The organism is Lysinibacillus sp. 54212 (genome assembly GCF_036662795.1).
Classification (GTDB): Bacteria; Bacillota; Bacilli; order Bacillales_A; family Planococcaceae; genus Lysinibacillus_B.
In genome coordinates this window covers 72,976-92,775 of sequence record NZ_JBAFWZ010000006.1, presented here as the reverse complement: position 1 = coordinate 92,775, position 19,800 = coordinate 72,976, and the positions used below count along the sequence as shown (strand labels likewise).

The 19,800-nt window shown below is 36.5% G+C and carries 17 protein-coding genes; 4 read left to right on the top strand and 13 right to left on the bottom strand.

The features are described from left to right. Positions 1 to 205 precede the first annotated feature (205 nt). Positions 206 to 1,702, top strand: a complete 1,497-nt coding sequence (locus V4T18_RS05990) for a catalase (RefSeq protein WP_332647606.1) — start codon at positions 206 to 208, stop codon at positions 1,700 to 1,702. 133 nt (positions 1,703 to 1,835) lie between these two features. Here the strand turns inward: V4T18_RS05990 and V4T18_RS05985 are convergent, their stop codons facing one another. The 4 genes from V4T18_RS05985 to V4T18_RS05970 form a co-directional block, all read right to left on the bottom strand. Further along, on the bottom strand, positions 1,836 to 2,768 hold the full coding sequence (locus tag V4T18_RS05985) for an AEC family transporter (RefSeq protein ID WP_332647605.1): 933 nt from the start codon (positions 2,766 to 2,768) through the stop codon (positions 1,836 to 1,838). Between the two features lie 114 nt (positions 2,769 to 2,882). Beyond that, positions 2,883 to 3,008, bottom strand: a complete 126-nt coding sequence (locus tag V4T18_RS05980) for a hypothetical protein (protein WP_332647604.1) — start codon at positions 3,006 to 3,008, stop codon at positions 2,883 to 2,885. Between the two features lie 41 nt (positions 3,009 to 3,049). Beyond that, positions 3,050 to 3,175, bottom strand: a complete 126-nt coding sequence (locus tag V4T18_RS05975) for a hypothetical protein (RefSeq protein WP_332647603.1) — start codon at positions 3,173 to 3,175, stop codon at positions 3,050 to 3,052. Positions 3,176 to 3,980: 805 nt separating this feature from the next. Next, complete coding sequence (locus V4T18_RS05970) at positions 3,981 to 4,535, bottom strand: hypothetical protein (RefSeq protein ID WP_332647601.1); 555 nt, start codon at positions 4,533 to 4,535, stop codon at positions 3,981 to 3,983. A 231-nt stretch (positions 4,536 to 4,766) separates the two neighbouring features. Between V4T18_RS05970 and V4T18_RS05965 the strand changes: the two genes are divergently transcribed. Beyond that, entirely contained in the window at positions 4,767 to 5,444 is a 678-nt protein-coding gene (locus V4T18_RS05965) for a response regulator transcription factor (RefSeq protein ID WP_332647599.1), read from the top strand. Beyond that, positions 5,437 to 6,678, top strand: a complete 1,242-nt coding sequence (locus V4T18_RS05960; protein ID WP_332647598.1) for a sensor histidine kinase — start codon at positions 5,437 to 5,439, stop codon at positions 6,676 to 6,678. Before V4T18_RS05965 ends, V4T18_RS05960 begins: the two co-directional genes overlap by 8 nt. A gap of 94 nt (positions 6,679 to 6,772) precedes the next feature. Here V4T18_RS05960 and V4T18_RS05955 read toward each other — a convergent pair whose 3' ends face one another. From V4T18_RS05955 to V4T18_RS05925, 7 genes are all read right to left on the bottom strand, one after another. Then, entirely contained in the window at positions 6,773 to 7,351 is a 579-nt protein-coding gene (locus tag V4T18_RS05955; RefSeq protein ID WP_332647595.1) for a ferric reductase-like transmembrane domain-containing protein, read from the bottom strand. Continuing rightward, entirely contained in the window at positions 7,351 to 8,229 is an 879-nt protein-coding gene (locus V4T18_RS05950; protein ID WP_332647593.1) for an FAD:protein FMN transferase, read from the bottom strand. The genes V4T18_RS05955 and V4T18_RS05950 overlap by 1 nt, the downstream gene beginning before the upstream one ends. Before the next feature lie 52 nt (positions 8,230 to 8,281). Then, positions 8,282 to 8,536, bottom strand: coding sequence for a hypothetical protein (locus V4T18_RS05945; protein ID WP_332647590.1), 255 nt, complete (start codon positions 8,534 to 8,536; stop codon positions 8,282 to 8,284). 20 nt (positions 8,537 to 8,556) lie between these two features. Beyond that, a complete protein-coding gene (locus V4T18_RS05940; RefSeq protein WP_332647588.1) occupies positions 8,557 to 9,219 on the bottom strand; it encodes a copper amine oxidase N-terminal domain-containing protein in 663 nt (220 codons plus the stop codon). A gap of 103 nt (positions 9,220 to 9,322) precedes the next feature. Further along, entirely contained in the window at positions 9,323 to 9,451 is a 129-nt protein-coding gene (locus V4T18_RS05935; protein WP_332647586.1) for a hypothetical protein, read from the bottom strand. Positions 9,452 to 9,714: 263 nt separating this feature from the next. Beyond that, complete coding sequence (locus V4T18_RS05930; RefSeq protein ID WP_332647584.1) at positions 9,715 to 10,932, bottom strand: TsoY family (seleno)protein; 1,218 nt, start codon at positions 10,930 to 10,932, stop codon at positions 9,715 to 9,717. 76 nt (positions 10,933 to 11,008) lie between these two features. Continuing rightward, the gene (locus V4T18_RS05925; protein WP_332647582.1) at positions 11,009 to 11,245 is read right to left on the bottom strand and encodes a glutaredoxin family protein; all 237 of its coding nucleotides are present in this window, start codon (positions 11,243 to 11,245) and stop codon (positions 11,009 to 11,011) included. A 411-nt stretch (positions 11,246 to 11,656) separates the two neighbouring features. On the opposite strand from V4T18_RS05925, the gene brnQ reads away from it, so the two are divergent. Further along, a complete protein-coding gene (gene brnQ, locus V4T18_RS05920) occupies positions 11,657 to 13,006 on the top strand; it encodes a branched-chain amino acid transport system II carrier protein (RefSeq protein ID WP_332647580.1) in 1,350 nt (449 codons plus the stop codon). A gap of 127 nt (positions 13,007 to 13,133) precedes the next feature. Here brnQ and V4T18_RS05915 read toward each other — a convergent pair whose 3' ends face one another. Continuing rightward, positions 13,134 to 14,438: a trypsin-like peptidase domain-containing protein gene (locus tag V4T18_RS05915; protein WP_332647578.1), complete on the bottom strand. Its 1,305-nt coding sequence runs from the start codon at positions 14,436 to 14,438 to the stop codon at positions 13,134 to 13,136. 907 nt (positions 14,439 to 15,345) lie between these two features. Then, positions 15,346 to 19,791, bottom strand: a complete 4,446-nt coding sequence (locus tag V4T18_RS05910) for an S-layer homology domain-containing protein (RefSeq protein WP_332647575.1) — start codon at positions 19,789 to 19,791, stop codon at positions 15,346 to 15,348. Positions 19,792 to 19,800 lie beyond the last annotated feature (9 nt).

The following is a 19,800-nucleotide window of genomic DNA, read 5'->3' as shown; positions in this document are numbered from 1 at the left end:
AATTAATAATCTTTTCCAAAGTAAATATGCATTTTCAAGAATATTTATAGCACATAAAAACATATAAAGTTGTAGATTATTATTCAAAAACCCCCGCTATAGAAATTCCTTAAAAAGAATTATTACAATGTAGTAGATATTCTGATTTAGATTTGGTATAGTTATTTACGAAAAGTCTCACATATCATTTTAGGAGGTACTCAAAATGACAAACTTAAACAATCGTCCATTAACGACAATCACTGGTGCACCGGTAGTAAGCCACGATGATGTACAAACAGCTGGCCGCCGTGGTCCAATCTTATTACAAGACGTTTTCCTAATCGAAAAATTAGCTAACTTTAACCGTGAAGTGATTCCAGAGCGCCGTATGCATGCAAAAGGCTCAGGCGCATTTGGTACATTCACAGTAACGCATGATATTACAGAATATACAAAAGCAGCAATATTCTCTGAAGTAGGTAAGAAAACAGACATGTTCGCACGATTCTCAACTGTAGCAGGTGAGCGTGGGGCAGCAGATGCAGAACGCGATATCCGCGGTTTCGCGTTAAAATTCTATACTGAAGAAGGGAACTGGGACATGGTTGGTAACAATACACCTGTATTCTTCTTCCGTGATCCATTACACTTCCCAGATTTAAACCACGTTGTAAAGCGTGATCCAAAAACGAACATGCATAACGCAAACTCAAACTGGGATTTCTGGACTTCATTACCAGAAGCGTTACACCAAGTAACAATCGTTATGTCTGACCGTGGTATTCCAGCGAACTACCGTCAAATGCACGGCTTCGGTTCTCACACATACTCAATGATTAACGAAGCGGGTGAACGTGTATACGTAAAATTCCACTTCCGTACAGAACAAGGCATTAATAACTTGACGGGTGAAGAGGCTACTGAAGTAATTGGTAAAGACCGCGAATCTTCACAGCGCGACCTATTCGAAGCAATCGAAAAAGGCGACTTCCCGAAATGGAAAATGTACATCCAAGTGATGACGGAAGAGCAAGCCCGTAACCGTAAGGACAACCCGTTCGACTTAACGAAAGTTTGGTATAAATCAGAGTTCCCATTAATTCCAGTTGGTGAATTCGAATTAAACCGTAACCCAGAAAACTACTTCGCAGACGTTGAGCAAGCAGCTTTTGCTCCATCTAACGTAGTTCCTGGTATTTCTTTCTCACCAGACCGTATGTTACAAGCTCGTTTATTCGCATACCAGGATGCGACTCGTTACCGTTTAGGTGTGAACCACCACCAAATTCCGGTAAACACACCAAAATGCCCATTCATGGCTTATCACCGCGATGGCGCAGGTCGTGCGGATGGTAACAACGGTAGTGCATTAACGTACTATCCAAATAGCTACGGTGCTCTACAGGCTCAACCACAATATAAAGATCCAGCTCTTACTTTAGAGGGCGCCGCTGACATCTACGACTTCCGTGAAGATGATAACAACTACTTTGAGCAGCCAGGAAAGCTTTTCCGTTTAATGAGTGCGGAACAGCAGCAACGCCTATTCGAAACAACTGCTGCTGAAATGGCACATGTTGAAGAGTTCATTAAACGTCGTCACATCCTACACTGCTACTTAGCAGATCCAGCTTACGGTGAAGGTGTAGCAAAGGCAATGGGCTTATCTTTAGAAGGTATGGACCTTTCAAATCCATATGTTAATAACGTAACTGTTTAATCCTTATTTATTACTTAAGTGTTCTGTTTCAAAATCGCTTACAACAGGCACTTACGCTATCTGTTTCATTGATATCCAAAAAAGCCGAATCGCTCTGATTCGGCTTTTTCATATGAGTTAATCGATGCACTTGTTAATACGGGAATAAAATCGTTGAAAGATATATCACGACTGTTACGGTAATACAGCTCACAATTGTTGAAAATAGGACTGTTTGTGCAGCGGTAGAGGATTCAATATCATACTCTAATGCCAGACTCGAACTATTACGTGAGGTCGGAAAAGCACTAGCTATAAATAAGGATTGGGCCACTACCCCATCGATATTTAATAATAGAATAATCGCAAGCGCTACAGCAGGACCAATAATTAGACGCGTAAAGCAGCTCACAAATATCATTTTATTAAAAATCGTACGCATTTCAATTTGTGATAGCTGGGCACCTAATGTAATAAGTGCCACTGCAACAAACCCCTGTGCAACATATTCAATCGGTATTCGAAAAGTTTGCGGAATACCAATATCAAGTGCATTTAACAGCCCACCTAACCAAAGTGCATGAATAATGGGTAGCTTCAAAAAGTCCTTAATAATAGCTATCCCTGATTTTGTCGCAGAAATTAAGTTATACAGACCGTATGTGTACGTTGTGATATTTTGAAAAATGACAAGAATGACCTGAATCGCCACTCCAACTGGTTGTGTAACAAAAATCATTTGCGCTACAGGAATACCATAATTTCCAGAATTAATAAGAACGACACTATTTTTAAAAATAGCGGATTCCTGTCGATCTAGCCTTAGCAGCTTCGCTAAATAATGACTTAAAATCATCTGACTTCCTATAAATAAAACAATAAAAATCGTTAACTGTCCGACAACCGAAAATTGGATTTCCGTTTCATAAATATTCAAGAAAACGGCAGCTGGCATAAAGCAATATGTAATTAAACCTGATAACGCCTTTAAATTAAATTGAAATTTTTTCTGTAGCAGTGCCCCAACAACGAGCATTATTAATATTGGCGCAACAATTTGGAAGAAAATCATCGACAAATACACCATAGCATTAACTCCTTCAGGATAACTACTTCTAGAGTAACACGAAAATCTATCCACGCAATAGATGCAAGGAATACAAAACCCGTAGCATAATGGCTACGGGCTAAACATTTTATATTACTTTGTATATGATAGGACTGCCTTATCTTTGAAGGTTTGTAGAGCTTTAGTTGCTTCACCTTTCGTTGTGTATTCGAAAATACGAATATCATTTTGATTATTAAATACTGTAACTACCCACATGTTTACATTCTCCTTTTGTTTTATTTTTTATTTAAAGACGATTATTTCGTATAAGATAACACTGCTTGATTGTCGAAAGCTTTTAATGCTTCTGTTGCTTCACCCTTATTTTCAAATTCAAAAATACGAATGTCGTTTCTATTATTAAATACTGTAATTACCCACATGTTTCATTTCTCCTCTACAATAAATTGTGTACTATAACAACGGAATATCCGAAAGACTTTTTCATTTACTTGTTATATAACATCCTCTTCTTGATTCTCATTCTACTCCGATTTCCTAAAAAAGAAAGCTATTCTTTCAGCTTTTCACAAAAGGTTCAAAATCAAAACGCTTTCAGTGAACGATCTGTGACAACGCGTTTTCCCGGTTTTAAACGGGCATTTAGCATTGATTATCCTTTGCGAGAATAATCTTGTTATAGTACAGAATAATAGCGCTTTCTTACAAAACGTGGAAGACATTTTGGTCCAATCACTTTTTGACCAATAAAAAACCCCACATGGGTGAAGTTACAGACTGTAGACAAAGTATTCTCTTAGAAATCGGCAAGCCCCGCCACTTCGCTTTTCGTGGGCGAGCGCCGAGCCTCCTCAAATTTGCACTAGTGCAAATTCTGCGGGGTCTCGTCTGTCTCGCTTTCCCACAGAAGTCTACGTGGCGGGGCTTTCCTTGTTTTCCAACATATTTTAATAAAATTTTCTAAGGACAACTGGCACAAACAGTTTCCCCTCAAACGGATAAATGAAATTGTTACTTTACGAAGAAGATGGTCTCCTTGAACAAGCTATTGGAATGACGGCATTTCCAGTTGTTCACGGTTGAAGCCGTGCCTGCGGAAAGAGAGCGCCTGGAAAGGAAATCAACGGTTTCTTACAGATTATTTTATTAGGAAAAAATGCTGGAAAACTCCAATAAATATGGATTTTTTGACACTTTGAAACTCCACATGAGTGAAGTCACATTTTTTCATATAACAATATGAATAACCCCCAAAACAACACCTAACGCAACCAAAAACATGTGTATTGTTCGAGCACTTTTATTTTTTCTATTTTTATTTAAAATCGTACCATCTATAGCACCAATGACGAAGAGGATTACTGCTGCTACTCCTATAATGCCCTTACTATCCAATTCACCTTCATTAAAATACATAAGTAAGCCATGAGCTATACCTAATACGAGAGCAGTAACTCCGATAAGGATATGATATTTACCTAAAAATTTCGTAAAGGATATATAATGGTGTTTAGATGTTGGAAAAGTCGTAATGACCGGCTTCATGATCCTTCTTACTATAAATAATAACCCTGCAGCACCAATTAGGATGATTGTACACCAACCAATCACTTCCCCTATTTCCTCATAGAGCTCATCTTCATGTTCCTCTCTATTGCCAATTCCTTCATAATATTCGTGTTCCTCATCAATATCATCATCAGCCACTACAACATAGTTAGTGAATAAATTCAGGATTAGTAGGATTGTCACGATCCTTTGAAATCTTTTCAAATTTCTCATAAAAGAACTCCTTTTCATCTTAATTGTACTCTTCAGAATAGACATCAAAGATGAAAAAACACTGAAAAAGCCTGATATTAATCCGAAATTTTTTCAACTTTTCAGTTAAATGGGCTTTTCTAGAGTACAATAAATACTAAATAGCTCTATTTCTCACACCGTTTTTCAGATTAATTTCATATTATTTTTATATGGTACTGATATTAATAACGCAATAAAGGTGGTAGTAGCGTGAAAATACTAATTGCAGAAGATGATAGTCGTCTACGAAAAAATATTGTTCATATTATTCAAAAGGAATTTCATGGAGTTGATGCTGTCGATAACGGTCAGGATGCACTAGAATACATTCTTTTTGACGAATATGATCTAGTCATTTTAGATTGGATGATGCCAGAATTAAGTGGCATCGAGGTTTGTGAAGAAGTCCGAAAGAAAGGGTATAAGGGCGGAATTTTAATTTTAACAGCGAAAGATGATAGTTCTAATATTATCCAGGGATTAGATGCAGGTGCTGACGATTATATTTTGAAACCATTTAAGATGGATGAACTGTTAGCTCGAATACGCGCCGTTTTAAGAAGAAAAGATAAACCTATCTGTCAGATCATCCAAATCGATAACTATAAACTGGATTTAAATTCAAGAATACTTTATAGAGATAATGCCGAAATGTTATTAACTAAAAACGAATTTCTTTTATTAGAGTATCTTTTTATCAACAATGGCATTGTGCTAACAAGGGAACAAATTTGCTCCTATGTTTGGGGATTTGATCATGAAACGACGAACAACAATCTAGATGCTTTAGTAAAGCTTGTACGAAAAAAAATTGATACAAACCGATCCAAATCAATTATTGAAAATATTAGAGGTATCGGTTTTAGAGTGAGATCGTCACATGTTTAAGAAAACGAGAAGGAAATTAACATTAATGTACTCCATTAGTTTTTTGATTTTTTTCCTTATTTTTATGACTATATTATATTTTTCAATTGTAAAATTAATGGATTATCAACAAATTGAAGAGCTCGAAATATATTATACAGAACAGTATCACGACTTTTTTGAGCATATGTATGATAGGGATCGTAAAGTAGAATTCAATGAGAATCGGATGTACTTTTATTATATTTATACAAAAGAGCATATACTTGTTCACGGGGATGAAAATTATAAAGGCCTATCTAAAAAAGTAGAAAGCATATATCAGAATGAGGATGGAGCAAAAAGTTCTGTAAAGAGATTACATTGGCAGGATGAACATTTCCTTTTATTATCGAAACCGATTCAAAACGACGGTGAATTTCTTGGATATATTATTTTAGGAAAATCCACTACATCACAATATCATTTTTTCCAAAAAATGATTTTGCTATTTGTGGTGTTAGTTATATTTTTCACCCTATTAATCGGATTATTAAGTTACTATATGGCTGGCAAAGCAATGGTCCCCATTCACAACTCTCTTGAAAAACAGAAAAAGTTTGTTTCCGATGCTTCTCATGAACTTCGAACACCACTTAGTATTTTCTATAGTTCTCTCGATATTTTAGAATCGGATGAATCCAAGAATTTAAGTGATTTTAGCAAAGAATTAATTAAAGATTTAAAAGATGAAACCCAACTCATGAAAGAACTTCTCGAAAAACTGTTATTCTTGGCTCGTCATGACCAAAATCAATTAGAAGAGAAAAGAGAGAGTTTCTCCTTAACAGATTTGCTTTTAAACATCAGTGAAAAGTTCCACAGAACATTACCAAAGGAAATTTCTCTGAAAAAGGATATCCAAAAGGATGTCGTATTCGTCGGAGATCCAAAGAAAATCGTTGAGTTAATTTATATATTTTTAGAAAATGCCGTTCTATATACACAAGCCGGATCTATTTCCATCAAACTTTTACAAACAAACGATAAGATAAAAATACTGATTGAAGATACAGGTATTGGCATCTCTGATGAAGAGGTCCCATTAATTTTCGATCGCTTTTTCCGTAGCAGCTCTGTCCGCAAAAGAGATGGGACAGGATTAGGCCTATCCATTGCACAAGCAATTGTAAAGGAACATGGTGGATGGATAGAAGTCAAAAGTGAGGTCGGGAAAGGAACAACATTTTGTACTACATTCCCTTTTCCAAAGTAACGACGGTGGCATTACCTATTCCAATCCTTGAATGGGTAATGCCCATTTTCGATACTTTCGACGGGAAAGAAGTACACCACTCGGTAATTGAACGCTATTCAGATATAGCTTTATTCTCTATCTCTTTCTTTTTAAAACGAATGTCTTTTTTCTTATCCCCTTCACCAATAATCCTTACAATAAGTGTGATTGCAACAAGTGTGACAGTCATTCCATAAAAAATTATGATAACCTCATTTTTAGAATCAGTTCCAATAAAGATTCCATGTATCAGGGATAATATCCAAGCGGGGAAAACGAGGAAATGCACCTTCTTCCAGACTGAAAAGCCCATCTTTCGTATCCATAGATCCGATGTTACAATCACGATGAAAAATAAGTAAAAGGCTATTGAACCAAAACCAGATAGGATAGATCTATAGCTCGACATGAACGGAATTAAGATTTCTGAAATTTGATACGGTTCATATTGATCGATAATTAGTAGTATCATATGTGCAATAACCGCCACAAAGCCAAGCCATCCACTAATTTGGTGCAATTGAAAATATAAGTTTTTATTGGAATGAATAGCAGGAGTTTTTCTTATTAAACCAAATACAATCGAAACTGTGAAATAAAAGTAAGCTAAAAATCCTAATAAACGAATCCACTCCCAAATACTTAGAAACATCAATTCCCCCCTCCCTCCTTCAGCCAATAACCACAATCATTGTCTTCTTTTACTATAAAACAAGCACATGGGAGATTATGTTTTTTAAACCATTGCTGCAAATCTTCTTCACTTAGTAAAAAACATAACTTCGTTGCCACTTCAGCGAGACATAATGAATTTGTCACCACTGTTGTTTGAGATATTTGACTATCAATGACTTCTCCAGTTTGTCCATTTAATAAATGGTGTTTTTTCTTTCCATCCTGACTCCAGCTTCTAAATATACGATTCGACGTTGCAATGGCACCATTTTTTATCCTGATATAATTTATTTCTTGCTCGTCATTATTTGGATGGGCAATTCCGATGGTCCATACTTTTTCCCCTGATGACCACATTTTCATATCTCCACCCCCATCTACGATTCCATATTCAGGAGATATCTCATGTTGAAGCCATTCTGCGATTTTTTCTACCACATATCCTTTGGCAAATCCACCTAGATCAACGTCTTGTTTTCCCATTTTCTTAACATACCCACCACCTAAAAAAAGAAATGGATTCCCTACTTGCTCAGGTATTTTTATTGACGCCCTCTCCCCTTCTTTAAACGGAAAGGATTGATGGTATCCATGCTGTTCTAAATGCATCTTCAAATAGGGCGAAAATAATTTCTCTGTTAAAATGCAATAATCGTCTGCCATTTTCAAACAATGGTACAAATCTGGGGAGAGCTTTAATATTTCTCCTACTGTTAATTGATTTAACCTGTCTAATTCATTGTTAGTCTCAAATCTAGACCATTCTTTCGCAACATAGCTTAGCCATTCCTCCACTTTTCCCTTCCAATCCACACTACTATTTCCAGAAATCCCGATATAAAAATTAGTATTCATTAAGTTTAACGAAAGGGTATCCAAGCTTCTTCATCTCCACTCAAATCAATAATTAAGATCTTTTTGTTTTTCGATCAGTCCGAATTTCCTCTTGCGGTTTGTTTATGCCAATAATTTCAAAATTTGTCCAATCTAATCTAACAAGTTCTTTTTCACGCTGGGACATTTCTTCCGTAGGCTCATTGAATAAATTTTGCTCGGTTACCCCTTTAGATTCCACCTCATCATTCATCTGAGCTAAGATTACTGCCGACAATAGAACACCCGATGTACCTAATAGCCATTTAGCCTTCTTTTGATCTTTCATTGCATTCACCCCTCTTTTCTTTAAATAGCTATTTGCTTACATATAATTACGTTCGTTCCTTCTTGCCATTCTGCAACATAACCTAATCCATTAGTAATGACACTAATCGGTATAAATAATTGGTTATTCATATAAAGAGCCGTAGCAGGCATAGGTGTTTTTGTTTGGTTATCGTACACAACATTTGTTCCCGCTCGAAATATTAATTCATTATTCCCAGTAGCCACTTCCAATATTTTGCTCTCATCGTAAAACTTCACCTCTGCACCTAAAACTTCAGCCATTAATTTACCTGGAACAAGCAATTCCCCCTCTAACGGAATCATATAAAGAGACCATTCTTTGTTTTGATTTTCTACCTTTATTCGAACTTGTGTCGTTTCATTAATAGGTAATTTTCCTTTATTGATGACAGTTGTTCTTGTCCAAATATTCCATGTAGCCGTATTTACTATCGAATTTGAATCGTTATATCCTTGTTCATCATCGTCATAATCTTCATAGTCGTAGTCGTCATCATCGTATTCTTCATCATGGTCGTCATCATATTCATCATCATCATCTTCATGTTCATCGTATTCATAGTCGTCATCGTCAGCACTTACATGTATATCTCCACCATTTGCAATTGCCCACAATAACAAGATGCTCAATGCAGTTAATCCAACTCTTTTTAAATACATTTCTCCAACTCCCTCCTATGACCATCATTTTATCTATGAAAAATGATAATTGACTGAAAAATAAAAAACTCCACCGAGGTGAAGTTTAATTTTGTTGCGGAGCTTAATTTTTATTACAGCTTGTGCATGTTATCCCTTTGATCTTTTGATAAAGTAGTCCTTTATATTTAATATCCAATAGCCCGGCAATTACTAGACTTGCACCGCCTAATAATAATAGTATCTGTTTCATTCAAATCTCCTCCCAATAAATAGTTCCATACCATCATAATGTAAATAGTGCTTCAAAAATGTTTGTCCGAACATCTTCCGTAGTGCTAATTGTATGTATGAGTAGTTCTTTAGCCTTTCCACAATGCATTCATCATTCGAAAAAGCATATATTTATTTTTGCACTATTTATGCAATTTATCAAAGAATAAGAGTAAAAGTCCTTTTTAAGGCTAAACAAAAAAAGTCAGTAGAGAACCTTCCTCTACCGACCTTATCCTTTTTTTATTTATTTGTACTAAATTGTGGTACACCTTGTCTAACTTTCTCACGCTTAAACATTTTATTATTTAAACGGAACATAAACTCGATTCCTTTCAGCTGACTAAGAACAAATGGAATCATAATCAGGAAATGAGCGATAGAGTATTTTTCAACAATATCTGTTTGTACAAGCCCCCAGCCAATAAAGAACATACCTAATACCGTAAAGGCAACGAATGGACAAATAAGCGTAAAGCTTGCCGCACTTTTTTCATTGCCATATACATAATCCTTGAAATAGCCAATCTTTTTCATAACTGCATAACCAACTAAACCAAACACAATTTGAAGTGACAAGAACGCAGCTAATACTAAGAAAATAATAAATGGATTCGCATTCGTATTAAAGAAGTTGTGACTAATTCCATTAAATAACCGAACAAATGTAATACCTAAAAGCGTTAATATCGGAATCATAATCCATAGACTGGGAGCAGTTTCCTTCGCAATACCATTTTGGAACATAGAATATAATCCAAATATCGTTTTAATCATAATTAACGTCACCGCAACGATGCCGAAGAAAATAGATAAGAACATCCCAACGCTTGAAGTATAAATGTTTTCACTTAGTGCTGCTGGTGCCGCTAATCCGACTGCTATCATAGCAAAAGCAAAGATGGCAATTAACTGACTTAAGTTATTATTTTTTATGAAGTCAAAATCACCCTTAATAATGAAACGAGAAAAATAACTTACGAAAATTTTAAGTGCCAGTATCCCAACTGCTAGGAACGCCACAATCGCAAACGGGAATAAATACTCGATGACACTTCTTAAATTCGGAACAAATAACATCCCTAAAATGAATAATCCGTTAATACTCATCCCTAACGTTAAAGGGATGGCCATTAAAGTTACCTCAGCATTGCTATTTCTCAATTGCACATAGGCATCTGTCTCTTTAAACTTATAAAACTCACGAATATTCCAGATTAACAAACGGAAATGCTTAAAGATAAAATACACGATGATTAATAGGACAAGAATTACTAATCCAGAGATCAATAAATTATCCCCTACAATATACGGATAAATATGTTCAAACGCTGGCATCCCGAAATCTGGGTGAGGGATTAAAAACATTAAATACATAAAGAACGAAACACCCATTCCGCCTGCACCTAAGGAAGCAAGAAAGTATAACGGACTATATTTTTCTTTTAGATTTTTAACCATCTTCATCAAACCCCTTACTTTTGTTTTTTCAAACTATCGAAAAATGCATTGCATCCACAAAAACTAAGCTGCAATACTATGAATTTCTTAAAGCATTCATAATTCGGTTCGGGTCAAAGCCAAGAACCCACTGACCATTAACCTCTGTTTGAGGGACACCTAATTGTCCTGTTTTGCTAACTAGTTTCATCATCATTTCAGGATTTGCTCCTACGTCTACCTCTTTAAACGGGACATTGTTTTGAGTTAAATAATTTTTCAACATCACACAATACGAGCAGCTTGACGTTGTATACACTGTTACTGAATTCATAACCATCTCTCCTTCGTTTTTATATACCCCATACCGTATATTATATGCTCGATTTTTAAAATGTCAATACATTAATTTCGGATAGCTTTCCCCTCTATTATGAGCGTTTTTTAAGTGTTTTTCGTTAAAATGGCTCGTTCCAAGAGGAGTTTCTATATTACCTAAAGGGGTATGTTGCCCAACAGCTACAAGACGAGGATGGGCACATAACAATCATTAGGTAACGTAGAGGAGCGATTTCCAGTGTTCATTTTTGAACATGATCATAGTTAATTGGCTTTTTGTTTAACAAGTTTGCGAATAAAAGAAGCCCCCTCTTATTTTCATATATTGGACCTTCTCTAATTGATATGGCTAATGTCCTAAATAGGTGTTAAAATTAGTTGAAATTCATCTAGAAGGAGCACAATTATGCAACAAAAAGTATCATTTTCCACCTATGCCATCATCGGGACCATGCTGTTTGGTATGTTCTTTGGTGCGGGTAATTTAATCTTCCCCATCCAAATGGGGCAACTCGCTGGTACGAATTTTTGGCCAGCTTTAATCGGCTTTTTAATCACTGCAATCGGTCTTCCATTTTTGGGGATTTTAGCATTCGGTTTGTCGGGGAGTAACGGGTTACGTGACTTAGCAGGTCGGGTTCATCCTTTATTCGGAACAATCTTTGCCGTAGCACTATACTTAACGATTGGACCATTTTTCGCTATTCCACGAACAGCAACAGTTCCTTTCGTGGTAGGCTTTGAACCGTATATCAATCAGGCATACGGTAGTTTATATCTAGGGCTTTTTAGCTTTGTATTTTTCGCAATTGTCTATTATTTCTCTTTAAATCCGGCAAAAGTAATTGACTATATCGGCAAATATTTAACACCTGCCTTTTTAGCGTTTTTATTCATATTAATCGCTATTGCTCTTATCAAACCGATGGGGCATTTCGATCAGCCTACTGGTGACTATAGTAATTTAGCCTTTATAACAGGCTTTAAAGAAGGGTATAACACGATGGATGCTCTTGCATCACTTGCATTCGGGATTGTTGTCATTAGTGCCATTAAGAGCCGAGGTATTACAAATCCAAAGGAAATTGCAAAAGCAACTTGGAAATCGGGCATCTTCGCTATGGTATTGATGGTACTCATCTATGGACTTATCACGTATATGGGGGCATCTAGCGTATCGGCTATCGGGACATATGATAATGGTGGCTTGATCTTTGCTGCTGTTGCTCAGCATTATTTTGGACCATTCGGAGCCATTTTATTGGCTATCATTATCGTACTCGCTTGTTTAAAAACGAGTATCGGCCTTATTACATCTTGTAGCGAGTTTTTCAATCAAGTTTATCCAAAAATCAGCTATAAATGGTTTGTACTAATTCTATGTACTTTCTCATTTACTATCGCCAACTTTGGTCTAAACAACATTATTCAATATGCAGTACCTGTCTTAATGTTACTGTATCCTTTAGCGATTGTGCTAATCTTATTAGCTCTATGTTCACCTTTATTTAGACATAAGCAAAGTGTTTACGCCATCTCCATGCTCTTCACATTTGGTGTAAGTATCATCGACGGCTACAGCACATTAGTAAAAAGTGTACCCGGCGCATCTCTCCCTCTGTTAGAATCTATCAAATTATTCTACACAGAGACCCTACCGCTTTATAGCATTGGCCTTGGCTGGATCTTACCGGCTTTCGTCGGGGTATTACTCGGGCTTTTATGGCCAACGAGCACTAAAAAAACGACCTTTTAACAACACGAATAAGGACCCAGCTTAGAATACTCTCTAGGCCGGGTCCTTTTATAAAAGACTATTCCCTTCGTAATGTAATCTATTTCACTCTATATTCTCCACAAAATCCTATTATCGAATTTATAAATTAGTGAATTTGGATATTGGCAATTTTAAATGCACCATAATCATCGGTAATGACTGTGTACGTTTTCAAACGATCATAGAATTGATAGTCACCCGTACCACTATAGAAATCAAATTTCTCATTCATGTGTACAAAATAATTTCCATCTTCATAGGTGACGTCTAATACATCATTCGTAAGAAAATAAAACGAATGCCCTTGATACGAAATATCCGCTACATAATCCTCTAATTCCTCATAAGCAAGACTACCCTTTGCTAGCATATCGGCTATCCAAAAAAAATCACTTTCATTCAATGCAAGCTCATAATACGTACGAAACGATTGTACAAACTGCCCTGCTAAAACAACATCAATATCTACATTAGCCGGTTCCTCATTATAAGTACTATATTGCTCATAGACACCTGCCGCAGCAAGTACATTTTCACGTGACATCGGCTGCTCGATCCACTGTTCAAATTGCTCTAACATATTATATAGTGGAATAGAGAAACCAAAAGTTGTGCTTGTTTCTGACGTATATAACAATGAATTAATACCGATGACCTTTCCTGTTTTTGCATCGACTAATGGACCACCACTACTTCCCTGGTCAATTTGCGCATCGATTTGATAGATTTGCTTATAAATAAAGCGATCTAACTCCATATCCCGATTATGTCCAGTAATATAGCCAATAGAAGCAGAATTTTCAAACCCTTGTGGACTACCGAATGCAATAACTTCAAGCCCTACCGGTGACTCATCCGTCTCCACCTCTATCGGACCTTCGTTTTGATAGTCCGGTACATGTAATAAGGCGATATCATAATGCTCCGAAATGCCAATAACAGTCGCTGCGAATTCCTGCCCTTTTGCATTACGAACCTTCACATGAACTTCACCATCTACTACATGTGCGTTTGTAATAGCATACCCGCCCTTTTTATATAAAAAACCCGATCCGTGTCCGTTCGACGTGAGCACGGTAAATACTTTTTGCTGTACGTCTTTTATTAACATGACACGATCTATCTCTTTCGAGTATTGTTCTTCTCGCTCTTCCTTTTCAACAACAGCTGCTTGCTTTACAGGATGTACATCAGAACTAACTTCCTTGTCAATTGGAACACTTTTGGTCTCAATATAATAATCCCAAAACCCATACCCTACTCCACCAATTGTGATACCACTAACAATTAAAGCAATCCATATCCATACAGGGATTCTTGTTTGGGCAACTGAATCATGTACCTTTTCTCCGCATGCAGAACAAAACTTGGCATTCGTTTCAATTTGGTGACTACATTTTCGACAAGTCATATAATCCCCCTTATGTATTGTATAATGCACTCCGTTATCAACAACTATATGCGAGGAATGAAAAAGAAAAAACTCGTACCACCACTAACTAAAAAACTTGCCAGTGTTTTTCTCCGGCAAGTTCTATCAAGCGTATATGCGGTTTTTTATGAATTATTGTACCTATAAAGAACTAAACGCCGCCATTTTAACACCCGATCCCTTTTCAAAGCACCAGAATAAATAAAAGGAAAGTTACACCTACACTGTAAAATATTTTACACCAAAATTTCATGCTGATTTACGTCATTTGTCAGAAATCATATACAACTTATTTAAAAATAAGTGTCAAAAGGGACTTTTTTCATGAATTGGCACATATTTAAATATAAGTCGTATATCAATCCTGCCGAATAGCATTTTTAACGATTTTGAAATGTGCGAAAAAAATAAGTGTGTTAAAAATTTTAATTAGACCATATTTTTTTCATGAATAAATCAAAAACACAATATTATTTGCGAATGAATGAATAGAAAGGCATACAGAACCGTTACCCTACATTTTTTGAAAAAGAGACCTATTCCATTCGTTTTTAGCGAAAAAAGACGATTTTCTCGTGTGTTTTTCATAATAAGCACTGTACATTTTATACTAATTATCTATGATTTTTGTTAATTCAATTCTTCATATGTATACAATTCCAAACTGAAAACATGCTTTTTTCATCAAAATCAATGTTTTTTGGTGCATTAATACAATGATACTCTTAACATTCAAAAATAATTTTAAAGGAAAAACTCTTACACAAATCATCAGAAAAAAAGAACCTGTTGGAGAATTCTCTCTCCAACAGGTTCTTGATATTCTTTTATATTAGTCTCAATGGTACATTTTTTAATCCCTGTAGCCAACGTGCCCAAGCCCTTTTTACGGCAATGTTGGCAATCCTGAAATCTTACGATATTTCGTTGTTCCATCAGCATCATCAACGGCCCACACAATGTTACCGTATTTATCAATTGTAAATACAAACAGGTTTTGTTGATATTGGAACACATCATTAATAGTTGCACCAGGCATCGAGCTTGTTTTTAATAAATATCTTAAACTTCCCGATCCTGTAATATCACCTCTACCATATACAACAATATTACTCATGTTTATTCTAGAATTTGTATTCAATGATTTAACTATGTTACTTACTTCTGCGTCCGTTAAGCTAGTCTTATCGGATAATGTCGAAACATAGTAATATGATTGTTGCCATCCTTCTAAAGTAACCCCAAGCTCCATAATCGCCTCAACTGTGTTTGAATATTGTTTACCATCAACAATTCCGCTCGAGCCGCCCTCTCTTGATAATTGAACACCATTAATACGGTTGCTTAGATTCGTTGGATATTCATATTTCGCAACGGAATGAGAATCGCTAAAGCTATGACGTGCTAAATCAAGTACATTTTCCAATTCTGTATCTCTCATGTCTATTGTAATATTATCAGTTATATCTACAGAATCTTTAAATGTAATTATTAAATTACGTTGCTGCCAAGTTCCTACACCGTCTAGATTTTGCCATTCGATATCAGCAATCGTACCTGAACCAATTGTTTTCTCAATATAGGTTCTTAAAGTTTCAAGGGTTGCTACTGCTACTGTATTTTCATCTACAGGAACTTTGTCACCTGCTGCCGAAAGCGCAATTGCTTCAGAAAACGTTAGTGAAAACGTTCGATTTGGTTTATATTCAATTATACCGTCTCCAGAAGTCAAGCTTGCTCCCCACGTAACTGGCACATTACTTGTTTCAAACTCCGATTGTAGCATTCGCTTAATAATCGATCCTATTTCTGGTTGAACCCCGTCCGTATACACTTCAGCTAGCATTTTATTCGCTGTGTTATAAGACCCTGCTGTTGCACCTTCTGGGAAAACAGTCATATTACCGAAAGTATCCTCAACTGCAAAGTAATACACATACTCTTCATGAGGATTTAAGCCATAATTCGTAATTGTATTTTGATCCTTAATCAATGTTGAGTTTGTCCAGCCCGTGATTTGAGTTACAAGCTGTTGTACTATAGGATCATTACTTGCTTTAATATTTCCCGCTGCATTTGCTAATGCGGTACTACTACTTGCATATAAGTTCTCCAATTCAGCAATTTGAGGATTGTCAATCATTGTCCCTGTGCCGGTACCATCATCAACTAGTTTAGGTAGACGTCTGTAGTAGACAATTCCTTTTTCAGAGCTGTCAATTTCAATTTTGACACTTGTATTGCTGCCTTCTACTGGTTTTACTGCATACGAGCGTATAAATGGCGCTCTTGCATCACTAATAACAGGAACAGACTCTATCCTTGACAGATTTCCTGAACGGTCCTTCATTAAAATATGCAGAGAATAGCTTTTAAATGGGTCAGTTTTCTCAATTGGTAAAATAACGTTTTTAGGCGTATTTGCCCCTACCTCAACAGCATTATTTCCATCCTTACCATATTTCGAAATCGCCTGTGAGAATGAGATTCCAGGTGTTGGTGCATCCGTAAAATCATTATAGAAATCTCTATTCTTAATATTCGTCATATCAAAGTCATCCGGTAATATCATATAGTAATATGTACCAGCTTTGTTTGCATCAAACTCTAGTAAACCTGAAGTGCCATCTGGATTTTTCGTGAATTTCAATTTACTTAATGCAGGTGGTAGAGTGTCACTATGCACATAAGTCGCTTTATTTTTCACTTCTTCCATGGAAGGTACAACATTTTTATTTACGAATTCGTTGTCAGCTAAATCTTTAACACCAGGTAGAATAGTAACTACTAACGTATCATCGTTTACAAAACCTGTTACAGATGGAATACGAATTGTCAATTTCGATTTCCCATTCGGTAATGCCGTATATTTTATACTATCTGGCTTTATTGTTTGTTGGCCTGTTACGTTGACAATCCCTGTACCAGATAATTCATAGTTATTAATATCTATAGCAGATGCTTCATCTAAATGCTCGTTGATTTCTATTTCAAACTCATAGTTTTCTCGATTAGCCCACTCTAAAAAACCATTCGTAACGTAAGGATGCACATTATCGAGTTCCGTTGTTGATACAGTTACTTTTTCCGGTACTGGCGTTAAATTGCCGTATTCGTCCTTCATGACTACATAAATGTCATAGGAAGTTTGTGCATCTAGATTTGGAATTCTGAAGTCCAGTTGACCAGCCCCGTCTACTTTACCACTGCCTGTACGGCTATTGTTTGCCTCGAAACGATCGATAATCCCTTGAGCTGTCGGATCCTCAGTTGCGTCAACAGTTGGTCGATAATAGTAATAATACGTACCCTTCTCATCTGGATTGATTGTTACTTCAATACGTTTCCCACCCGGTAAGCCTACTGCCGATACTGGTTTAATAGTAGGAGGTGTGCTATCTACTATTTCGAACTTTTCAGATTCCTTGTCCGATACGTTGCCTGCATCATCCACTACTACCGCGTAAATGACATACTTTTTCTTGTCATCTAAGTCTGAAATCGTAATAGCCTTTGGTATACCTTCAGAAACTGTAGTATTACCAGCCCAATTTTCATTCGACCCTTCTAAAATTTCACGAATGGACGGTGGTCGTTCGTCCTCTTCTCGAACCATGTAGTAAATTATACCGTCTTCATTCGATTCCATTGTTACCGTTGCCGTAGACCCTTGTGTTTTAATATCATCATCAATAAATAATGTCGGCGCCTCATAATCAGGTACAACCGTATCGTCTGGATCTTTATCAACTTCATTTCCACCTGTATCCTCAAGGTCACCGATATTGTCGTTATCGTTAATAAAGTCATTAAAAATATCATTTGGTCCTTTATTTGGTGGAATAATAACTTTATCTGCATAGAAATTTTCGCCAAGATCAATCCATCCATAGCTATTATCTACAATCAGCTTTTCAACAAAGCTATCTGTATTAAAATAAACATTTTTAAAGCTATTTTTATAGATGGTTTTTATATCACTTACACCGTACATCGTTGTGTTTACATCTGTTTCTACGTACAGTGTTGTAATATCCCCATAAATTTCATATTGCTTTACATCGCCCTGTACCGTTACGTGTGGGAGCGTATTACTCGCTGCTACGTATGTACGATTTTGTTCGATAATAAGTCGCTTAACGGTACAATTCGAAAAGTCGATATACTTTTCAATAACGGGCATACGCTCAACTACTTTATCCCCATTATTACCACCAGAAGGCTTGTCCACTAAGTCACCGTCGCCTGATGAATTGTCTCCACCATTATCTGGATTAGTAGGTTTTTCCCAATCAATAAAGCCTAAGCCTGATATGCTCGCAATGCGCATATTTTGAAGACGATCGAGGCTACCGATTGTTCGAGGAGGCGTTTCAGCAATCGTTACAGCCCCTGTTAAGTTCCAATTTTTAAAGCGTACATAATTTCCTCTAATAATTAATTCGCCGGAGAATGTTGAATCTTTTCCATCAAGGATTAAATGCTTGCTAGCTGTACCTGCTGCATTCAGTGTTAGCTTTGTAATGGACTTTAATGTTGTTCCAGTAATCGTACCCTCAATGTGTGCTCCCTTTAATACTTCTTTATTCGTTGTATTAATGATATTTCTTAGCGACGGATCAATAAAATGGGCTACCCCGTTAATATAAACTGTTGTGTCCGTGATATTCCCAATTTCTTTTACGGGTTTATAATCACTCGTTGCATTTTCTGCACGAATAATAAAGGAGGCCAATTGACCGCGCGATACGATTTGTTGAGGAGCAAACGATATAGCATTAACCCCTTGTGTAATTTTTAAGTTATAAATCGTTTGAATATAATAGGCAAATGGATGATTGCTTTTTACATCTGTAAAATCATGATTGAGTGCTGTTGCCTTCTCAAATCCAAAGCCTACTGAAAGAATTTTCGCCATTTGCCCACGTGTGATTGGTTCATTAGGTCGGAATGTTTTATCAGTATAGCCGCTAATAGCCCCTTGGTTAGCTAAAGCCGCGATATATGGATAGAATGGATCCTTCGTACTCACATCACGGAATTCTGGGTTTTTAATATTTGACGTATTTAAGCCTACTGATTTAGCAATCATCTTTGCGGCCTGTCCACGTGTTACCGGGCTATTAGGTCTAAATGTACCATCACCAAATCCCGCTACAATCCCCCGCTCAGTTAATTCTAATACAGGCTGGTAATAATACGCATTTGAATCTAAATCTTTAAATTTCACACTCGCCTCAGGTATAACAGGAGCAACAACTGACACGCCACTCGCCGCGAGTACTGTTGCAACAGCCGCCCTATTTAGCTTTTGAACTTTCTTTTTGTCCATACCATAGAT